Origin of the sequence: Xanthomonas nasturtii (genome assembly GCF_001660815.1) — a bacterium.
Classification (GTDB): domain Bacteria; phylum Pseudomonadota; class Gammaproteobacteria; order Xanthomonadales; family Xanthomonadaceae; genus Xanthomonas; species Xanthomonas nasturtii.
Genome location: NZ_LYMI01000061.1, coordinates 1 through 7,839 on the forward strand (window position 1 = coordinate 1; position 7,839 = coordinate 7,839).

Here is a 7,839-nt window from a genome sequence, read left to right on the forward strand (position 1 = left end):
GTGCGTATGTGGACTCGACGTTCTCCATCGCTCCAAAGCACAACACACCGCGCGCGGCGCACCAAAGCGGCGTTGCCGTGACGCTTGCGCATCACCGCCTCCAATTCAGCACGCTGTTGGATCGTCAGCTTCGTTCTTTGCATGACACACTACCTGGGGATCATGCATCCGATTTCAATGATTCAGTGGACTAGCTTAGCGCTGCTGCCGGGCCAATGCATCCAGCGCATACACCGCCGCCGGCCAGCCGGCGGCGTCGGGTACTTCGCGCATGCGCGGTTCGTCGGCGGCCACCCCGTGCTCTTGCTCGTGCGCCCAGGTCACCGCGTACGGGGTATGGATGCCCCAGCCACCGATGGCTAGCACCGGCTCCACGTCCGAGCGCAGCGAATTGCCGATCATGACGAACTGCTGCGCCGGCAGATCGAATTCGCCGAGCACCCGCGCATAGGTCTTGGGATCTTTTTCGGACACCACTTCGACCCGCGGGAACAGGTCGGCCAGGCCGGACTGCTCGATCTTCTGCTCCTGGTGGAACAGGTCGCCCTTGGTGATCAGCACCACCGCGTAATCGGCAGCGATTGCGCTGACCGCCTCGCGCACGCCCGCAATCACCTCCACCGGGTGCTGCAGCGTGGCACGGCCGATCTCGACGATGCGCTGGATGTCGTGAGCTGCGATGCGCGCCTGCGTCAGTTCGATCGCAGTTTCGATCATCGACAGCGTCATGCCCTTGGCGCCGTAACCGAATACCTTGAGATTGCGCCGCTCCACCGCCAGCAGGTGCTGCTGCATGCGGCTGTCGCGCAGGTCCAGATAACCGGACAGGATCGCCTCGAAATCCGCTTCGGCGGTGCGGTAATAGTCCTCGCTTTTCCAGAGGGTGTCGTCGCCGTCGAAGCCGACCAGTTGGATCGCCTGGCCGTCGCGTTGTGCAAGAGAGCTCATCGGGTAAGTCTAGCAGTGCGCCGATATCCCGCCGTGCTCGGAGCGGCTGACACACCCTGGCGAACAGTCGTCGCGTGGATGCGGATTGCGCGCTCAGAACCGGCGTGTAGGCGTGGCGCCTGCCTCACCGACACCGGCCATGCCCGCATGGCGGCGAGCGCAGTCCTCGTTAGCCGCTCTTAGTCGCCTGCGGCGTCGCCCGGGCCAGGCTGATAGCTGGCGAATTCGTCGCGCGACAGGCGCCCGTCGCCATTGCTGTCAAAACCGGCAAAGTTCTCGCGTAGCACCGGATCTGCGCTTGCCTCGGTCTGGGTCAGCGAGCCATCGGCGTCGGTGTCCAGGCTACGGAAGCTGCGCGGCGCCAGACTGCCAGCGGAGGGTGCAACGGATGCCTCTGCACCGCTGGTAGATCCGGAAGGCCCGGGGGTGTCGGCCGGCAGCAACGGCGTGGTGGCGGGGACCGGCGGATCGATCGGCAAAGGCGACATCGCCGGGGCGTTGCCGCCAGCCGTCGCCGGCAATGGCGGAGCCGGGGTCACCGGTGCCAATTCCGGTGGCGCAGCGAAGGCCGGCAGCGAGCTCGCCAGCCCAAGCAGAAGTGCAAGACGAACGTGCAACATGGAGAAGCACCCGAGGCGGAACGCACCACCGTAACGCGGTAGACGTCAACAAAACGGGAGCGACCCTGGCAGATCGCTCCCGCGTGTCCATCCTGATGCTTGCTACGGCTTACTCACCGAACGTTGGCTCAGATCTAGGCCAGCGCTCGGTCAGGCGATGCGATGTCTCCTCTCAAGGTATGGGTGAAGCGCTGAGAAATAGGCAAGGTGCTCTGGAAGACTGCTCAGTTGCCCTGCGAGCCGGTCGCACCACCGCCACCTTGCTGCTTGGCGACGAAGGCTTTGTATTCGTCCGGGGTCAGCTTGCCATCGGTGTTGCCATCGGCTTGATCGAAGATCTGTGCGAGCCCCGCATTGACCTGCGCTTCCTGCTTGCTGATGGCGCCATCGCTGTCGGTATCAACACTGGCCCAGGTCTGGCCGCCACCGGAGCTGGCACCACCCGACTGCGCCGACGTGGCCGAGCTGCCCGACTGCGCGGCGGCATCCGGGGAGGTGCTCTGCGCCATCGCCGGCAGCGCCAGAGCGGCAGCAAGGGCGGCGGTGGCGGCGAGCAGCGAGGTGCGGTTGCGATTCTTCATTAGGGTGGTCTCCTTGGCTTGGGAATGCGCGGTGTCGCCGCACATGGCAATACCCTACCCAGCCCGAATGAACGCTCAACCCGCCGCAATTTCGCGCGAAACGTCCTTTTAACCACTGCCTGAACGTTTGCAGCTACCCGCCTGTTAGGCAATGGTGAGTCAAACAGAAGCAGCTCATTCAGTGCATCTGGTTTTGCGAACTGGCGCACACTGCGCGACCCGATTTCAGGTGCTGGGCGACTCGTCGTCCCAGCTTCCGGAACTGAACAGTTTCCAACCCAGTACCACGCCGGCAAGCCCGCCAGTCACTTCCAGCACCACGCGGGAGCCCAGCTCGTTGGGGTCGTGGATCCTGGCAAGCGCCAACCGCGCGTAAAGCGGCGATTCCAGTCGCACGATGCTCGTGTAAACCAGATTCCAGATGTCGTAGCCAGCGCCGATGGCGACCGTCAGCAGGCAGGCGATCCCAAGCGTGTGCCCATGGTTGAACTGCAAACGCCGGCCGATGCGCTCCACTGCTGCAAAGACCAACACCCCCAGAATGAGCGCGATCAGGCCAGCCTCCAGCGAACCGAGCAGGCCGAAGTGCAGGGGCAAATTCATCGTGACGATCCAGCTAGCAGGTACACCAGTCTAGCGGCTGCAGGCGATGGCCTCATGCCACGCCCTCAGGAACGACCAGCCACGCGAACAGGGATCGGCTGAAACATCCATTTGCCCGACCGTGCGACAAGCCCCGTTCAAGCATCGTCCTGCCCGCGCGCGCTCACCGTCGCCTCGCCTTCTTCATCCCACTGCACACTCACCGAGATCGGCTTGCAGCAGACCTGGCAGTCTTCGATGTAGTGCTGATCGCCGCCGGTCAGATCCAGCGCCAGGGTGATCCACTCCCCGCAGTACGGGCAGGCGATATCGACAAAGCGTTCCGGGTCGGACATGACACTTCCTCTGGATGGCAACACACGCTACGCGGCAATCAAGCGATGGTAAGCGCGTGGATGACAGGTCATCCGCGCAGTGTACGAGTTGCGTTTGCTGATGCCGCACGAAGATTCCACGGGTTACTGCGAAGCTGCTGCGTGGCCCGATCAGTCAACCGGCACGTCGTAGGCAGTGTCGGGCGTCGGCTCGGGACGCAAGGTGAAGTGCCACCACTCCATCGGGTAATTGGCAAAGCCCTCCGCCGCCATCGCCCGTAGCAAGCGCCGGCGGTTCGCCCGCTGCGCCGCGCTGATATCGGGGGTATCGGTATGCGCACGCGCATCGAAGAAATCGAAATCGGTGCCCATGTCCACCGCGCGGCACGGAGCCGACCGGCAATCCAGCAAGCCCAGATCCAGCGTTGCGCCACGACTGTGCCCGGAGGTCGGCGCAATGTAGTCGCCCAACAAGGCACGCTTGTCCACCCGCGGGTAGTACTGCGCCTTGGTCGCCTGGTCCTGCAGATCCGCAGCCCAGGCCACGAACGCCTGCACAGACCGCACCGGCCGATAGCAATCGAACACCTGCAACCGATAGCCCTGCGCGTTGAGCGTGTGCGCTACCCGCGCCAACGCCTCCGCGGCCGGCCGCAACAGATAACACCGCGGCGCGACATACCCCGGCACCACCCGTCCGGTGAAGTTGTTGCTGCTTGCGTAGCGCATGTCCAGTGCGATAGCCGGCGCAAGACCACGCACATCCACCAGGCCCGCTTCCGCGGCGGTCTTGGCTGGATGCACGCGGAGTTCGTTAGCGAACAGGGTAGACGGCAGCATGACAATCATCAGCAGAACGCTTCCAACGACAATGTCTTGCACGCAGCGTCCTTTCTGTAACTGCAGGTTTTGCTTCATCGTCTTTCCTCTGTAAGCACGCCAAGATGCACGCGCTGGATCACACGGCACATCCGTTCGCGGCCCTGCAACACATGATTGACACACACGCTGCGCCTATCGGATGTCGCCCTCAACCGGCTCGCTAGCCGCCGGCAAAACCGACGCCCTTGAATTTACGGTCAACGCAGACAAAATGCGCAAATCCTCGGCATCCAGCGTGGTGGCGCTGGTGCCGCGATAGTGATGGTGAAACGCCTGCAGGGTGGCGGCAGGGTCGTCGAGGCTGTAGCCGAGCAGGGCCAGCGCTTGCCACGGATCGAAACCTGGCGGGGCTGCGGGCGCGTCGGTGGCGGGCCAGCGGCCGAAGCCGGCGTCGGCCAGGCGTTTCCAGGGGAATAACGGGCCGGGGTCGTTCTTGCGTGTCGGCGCGACGTCTTCGTGGCCAACGATCTGCGTGCGCGGGATACGCAGGCGTTTACACAGGTCTTCCAGCAGCACCAGCAGGCTGTCGATCTGCGCGGGTGCGAACGGTTCGCTGCCATCGTTGTCCAGCTCGATGCCGATCGATGCCGAATTGATGTCGGTGATGGTGCCCCAGCGGCCGGCACCGCCGTGCCAGGCGCGCTGGTCGTCGCCGACCAGCTGATAGCGTTGCCCATCTTCGCCGATCAGATAATGCGCACTCACCCGGCCACCGCTGTTGCGCCCGCGCAGCGTGCTCAGGCTCTGCTGCACCGAATGCTGGTCGGTGAAGTGCAACACGATCAGGATCGGCCTGCGCGTGTCGTAGTTGGGCGAGGGAACCCACTGTGCCAGCGGGTTGCGCTGCGGTGCGTTGGCGCAGGCGCCGAGCGATAGCGCGACCAGGCAGACGGCTGCACGCAGCCAGGTCGTCAACGACGGAGAGAAGCTGGGCGGCACGATGTTCTCCTGGGAAGGCACGACGACCTACGGGGCGCGCCTGGATCGCCGCGCTGCTGTCGCGGCACCATTATCTGCCGAGTTGGGGCTTGCGAGATCTTCCGCGTATGGGTACGTCGCCGACAGTGTGACTCACGCATTGAAGCAACGGGGCGTTGGCAGCTTTTCTCAACCCGGCAAGCATCGCCGCGGTAGATGCGCTAGCAACGGCCACTAGCGCGGCGGCGGCGGCTGCGAGCGACTGCCTCTCCTCCATGCACCGCACCACAGCGCCGCCACGTACACTGCCAACGTCTCATCGTCTTGTTGCCGCAACGCGTGGATGCGGGTATGCGCCGCATGCCACTATCAGGGCCTCGCAGCGCGCCAGTGGCTGCCTTCATCGCGAGCTCTCCATGCCATTGTCGCACCGCCTGCTGATGCTGCTGTTGATCGCGCTCGCCCTGCCCTGCAGGGCCGCGTCCGCACCTGCCGACACGCGGGTGACCCAGCCGCCCTTCGTCGTCAGCGATGCGCAGCTGACGCCCAATGATTGGATCCAACGCAGCCGCAACGCCCAGAGGCCGCGCATGAGTCCCGCGCAGATCGCCGAGTTCAATGCACGCCTGCTGCGCGACGATGCCTCGATGTACGACATTGCGCAGCTGCCAGATACGCTGCCCGCAGCCGAGGTGCGGGCGCGCATCGACGCGTTATCGGCTACGCCGACGCGACCACTGTACGACGCGGATGGGCACCTCCTGGATGCCACACGCCTGGCTGCGTTGCGCAAGGCAGTGGCACTGGATGCGCTTCCCGCGCAGGTCCCGTTGCGCTTTGCGCTGGTGGTCTCGCGCGCAGCGCTGCGCACCTTTCCCACCGAACAGCGCGTGTTTACCAGCGTTGACGACCACGATATCGACCGCTTCCAGGAATCGGCGTTGTATCCCGGTACGCCGGTGGCGGTCCTGCACGGCAGCGCCGACGGCGCCTGGCAGTTCGTCATCGCCGCCAATTACGCCGCGTGGATCGCAACCGCGCACCTTGCCGAAGGCAGCCGCGCCGAGGTACTGGATTACGCACGACGCGGCACGCGCATCGTGGTCACGGCAGCCCGCGTGCAGACCGCCTATACGCCCGAAAACCCGGCGGTTTCGGCACTTACGCTGGACATGGGCACCAGCCTGCCATTGCTCGGCGACTGGCCGCCGCAGCAGCCGGTCAACGGCCAGCTGCCGTTGGCTGCCTATGTGGTGCAACTTCCGCTGCGCAGCGCCGCTGGCCGTTTGCAGCTGGCGCCTGCGCTAATCCCGCGCGGTGCCGATGTCCGTATTGGCGCCTTGCCGGCCACCGATGCCGCATTGCTACGGCAGGCATTCAAATTCCTGGGCGAACGCTACGGTTGGGGCAACGATTACAACGCGCGCGATTGCAGCGGCTTCGTGCTGGATGTCTATCGCAGCCTCGGCATCGCACTGCCACGCAATACCGGCGACCAAGCGCGCAGCCCGGTGTTGTACCCCGTGCCGTTCGACGCAGGTGCAGCCCTGCCCCGCCGCCTGCAGCAGCTCGCACAGCTGCAGGTCGGCGATCTGATCCACATCCCCGGCCACGTGATGCTGGTGATCGGGCACGCAGGGGGCGCGCCATGGGTGATCCATGATGTGGCCGGCGCCAGTTACCGCGCCGCAGATGGCAGCGTGCAGCGCGCGCGTTTGAACGGTGTGTCGGTCACACCGTTGCTGCCGTTGCTCGCCAGCGATGGCTCTGCATTCATCGAGCACATCACCCGCATCCAACGCATTGCACCAACGAGCACCCCATGAAGATCACCGGCTTCCGGCTTGGCATGTTGCGCGTGCCATTGAAAAGACCATTCAAGACGGCCGTGCGTACCGTGCAGGCGATCGAGGATGTGGTGGTGCTGTTGCAGACTGACAGCGGCCACATCGGCTATGGTGCCGCGCCGGCCACCGCACCGATCACCGGCGATACGCATGGCAGCATCATTGCCGCAATCGACCACTGCATCGGCCCCAGATTGATCGGCCAGGACGTGGCCGATCTCAACCGGCTGTGCGGCCTCGTGCAGCACGCGCTCGAGCGCAATACCAGCGCCAAGGCCGCAGTGGAAATCGCGCTGTACGACCTGTGGGCGCAGGCATTCGGAGCTCCGCTGTACCAGCTGCTCGGTGGCGGCACGCCACGCATCACCACCGACATCACCATCAGCGCCGATGCCATCGACACCATGGTGGCGCAGGCGCAAGCAGCCCTCGCACGCGGCTATCGCGCGTTGAAGATCAAGGTCGGCAAGGACATCGATTCGGACGTCGAACGCGTCACGGCAATCCATGCGACAGTGGCCGGTCGCGCATCGCTGCGGCTGGATGCCAACCAGGGTTGGACGCCCAAGCAGGCGGTGCGCACCATGCGCACCCTGGAAACTGCCGGCATCGCACTGGAGTTGCTGGAGCAACCGGTCAAGGCCGCCGACATCGATGGGCTCGCTTTCGTCACCGCACACATCCACACGCCGGTGATGGCCGACGAAAGCGTCTTCTCGCCCACACAGGTGATCGACCTGATCCAGCGCCGCGCTGCCGACATCATCAACATCAAACTGATGAAGACCGGCGGGCTGTCCAACGCCATCCGCATCGCCGACATCGCCGCGGTGTACGGGTTGCCCTGCATGATCGGCTGCATGATCGAATCCAGCATCAGCGTCGCCGCTGCGGTGCATCTGGCGGTGGCCAAGGCCGATAGCATCACCCTGGCAGATCTAGGGATGGTCTGATCAACGACGTCGGAGGATGATCTAAACCGCATCGGCCACTCTGATAGCACTCAGACCCTCGATTTTTTGCCGTTTCCGCCGCGTTTGCGGGGTGTTGCCCGGGTTACAGGCACACCTTCCCCACGACAGGCATCAACTGCTTTCGCTTCAGCCACAGGTTCGACAGCGCAAAC

Annotated in this window: 9 protein-coding genes and 1 pseudogene; 3 read left to right on the plus strand and 7 right to left on the minus strand. The window is 64.5% G+C overall.

The genetic code is table 11. The features are described from left to right. Nucleotides 1-194: hypothetical protein (locus tag A7D16_RS23910; RefSeq protein ID WP_204377168.1), on the plus strand; the 194-nt coding region annotated here is incomplete at its 5' end. 1 nt (nucleotide 195) lies between these two features. Here the strand turns inward: A7D16_RS23910 and A7D16_RS18440 are convergent. From A7D16_RS18440 to A7D16_RS24190, 7 genes are all read right to left on the minus strand, one after another. Continuing rightward, the gene (locus A7D16_RS18440; RefSeq protein ID WP_064634706.1) at nucleotides 196-948 is read right to left on the minus strand and encodes an HAD family hydrolase; all 753 of its coding nucleotides are present in this window, start codon (nucleotides 946-948) and stop codon (nucleotides 196-198) included. 179 nt (nucleotides 949-1,127) lie between these two features. Then, a complete protein-coding gene (locus A7D16_RS18445) occupies nucleotides 1,128-1,568 on the minus strand; it encodes an EF-hand domain-containing protein (protein ID WP_064634707.1) in 441 nt (146 codons plus the stop codon). Nucleotides 1,569-1,792: 224 nt separating this feature from the next. Then, nucleotides 1,793-2,149, minus strand: a complete 357-nt coding sequence (locus A7D16_RS18450; protein WP_064634712.1) for an EF-hand domain-containing protein — start codon at nucleotides 2,147-2,149, stop codon at nucleotides 1,793-1,795. A 225-nt stretch (nucleotides 2,150-2,374) separates the two neighbouring features. Further along, a complete protein-coding gene (locus A7D16_RS18455; protein ID WP_064634708.1) occupies nucleotides 2,375-2,752 on the minus strand; it encodes a hypothetical protein in 378 nt (125 codons plus the stop codon). 137 nt (nucleotides 2,753-2,889) lie between these two features. Next, entirely contained in the window at nucleotides 2,890-3,087 is a 198-nt protein-coding gene (locus A7D16_RS18460) for a CPXCG motif-containing cysteine-rich protein (RefSeq protein ID WP_064634709.1), read from the minus strand. Nucleotides 3,088-3,237: 150 nt separating this feature from the next. Beyond that, nucleotides 3,238-3,915 carry a M15 family metallopeptidase gene (locus A7D16_RS24185; RefSeq protein ID WP_374053760.1) on the minus strand — a complete coding sequence of 226 codons (678 nt, stop codon included), beginning with the start codon at nucleotides 3,913-3,915 and terminating at the stop codon, nucleotides 3,238-3,240. A 165-nt stretch (nucleotides 3,916-4,080) separates the two neighbouring features. Then, the gene (locus A7D16_RS24190) at nucleotides 4,081-4,887 is read right to left on the minus strand and encodes an N-acetylmuramoyl-L-alanine amidase (protein ID WP_064634710.1); all 807 of its coding nucleotides are present in this window, start codon (nucleotides 4,885-4,887) and stop codon (nucleotides 4,081-4,083) included. A 395-nt stretch (nucleotides 4,888-5,282) separates the two neighbouring features. On the opposite strand from A7D16_RS24190, the gene A7D16_RS18475 reads away from it, so the two are divergent. Next, complete coding sequence (locus A7D16_RS18475) at nucleotides 5,283-6,692, plus strand: C40 family peptidase (RefSeq protein WP_064634711.1); 1,410 nt, start codon at nucleotides 5,283-5,285, stop codon at nucleotides 6,690-6,692. Beyond that, nucleotides 6,689-7,654: pseudogene (locus A7D16_RS18480) on the plus strand (dipeptide epimerase); the annotation flags it as partial. The gene A7D16_RS18475 and the pseudogene A7D16_RS18480, both read left to right, overlap by 4 nt. Nucleotides 7,655-7,839 lie beyond the last annotated feature (185 nt).

Bases quoted from the DNA above. Each gene is read 5' to 3' on its own strand.
- A7D16_RS18440 (WP_064634706.1), bottom strand. From the start codon at position 948: ATGAGCTCTCTTGCACAACGCGACGGCCAGGCGATCCAACTGGTCGGC.
- A7D16_RS18445 (WP_064634707.1), bottom strand. From the start codon at position 1,568: ATGTTGCACGTTCGTCTTGCACTTCTGCTTGGGCTGGCGAGCTCGCTG.
- A7D16_RS18450 (WP_064634712.1), bottom strand. From the start codon at position 2,149: ATGAAGAATCGCAACCGCACCTCGCTGCTCGCCGCCACCGCCGCCCTT.
- A7D16_RS18455 (WP_064634708.1), bottom strand. From the start codon at position 2,752: ATGAATTTGCCCCTGCACTTCGGCCTGCTCGGTTCGCTGGAGGCTGGC.
- A7D16_RS18460 (WP_064634709.1), bottom strand. From the start codon at position 3,087: ATGTCCGACCCGGAACGCTTTGTCGATATCGCCTGCCCGTACTGCGGG.
- A7D16_RS24185 (WP_374053760.1), bottom strand. From the start codon at position 3,915: ATGATTGTCATGCTGCCGTCTACCCTGTTCGCTAACGAACTCCGCGTG.
- A7D16_RS18475 (WP_064634711.1), top strand. From the start codon at position 5,283: ATGCCATTGTCGCACCGCCTGCTGATGCTGCTGTTGATCGCGCTCGCC.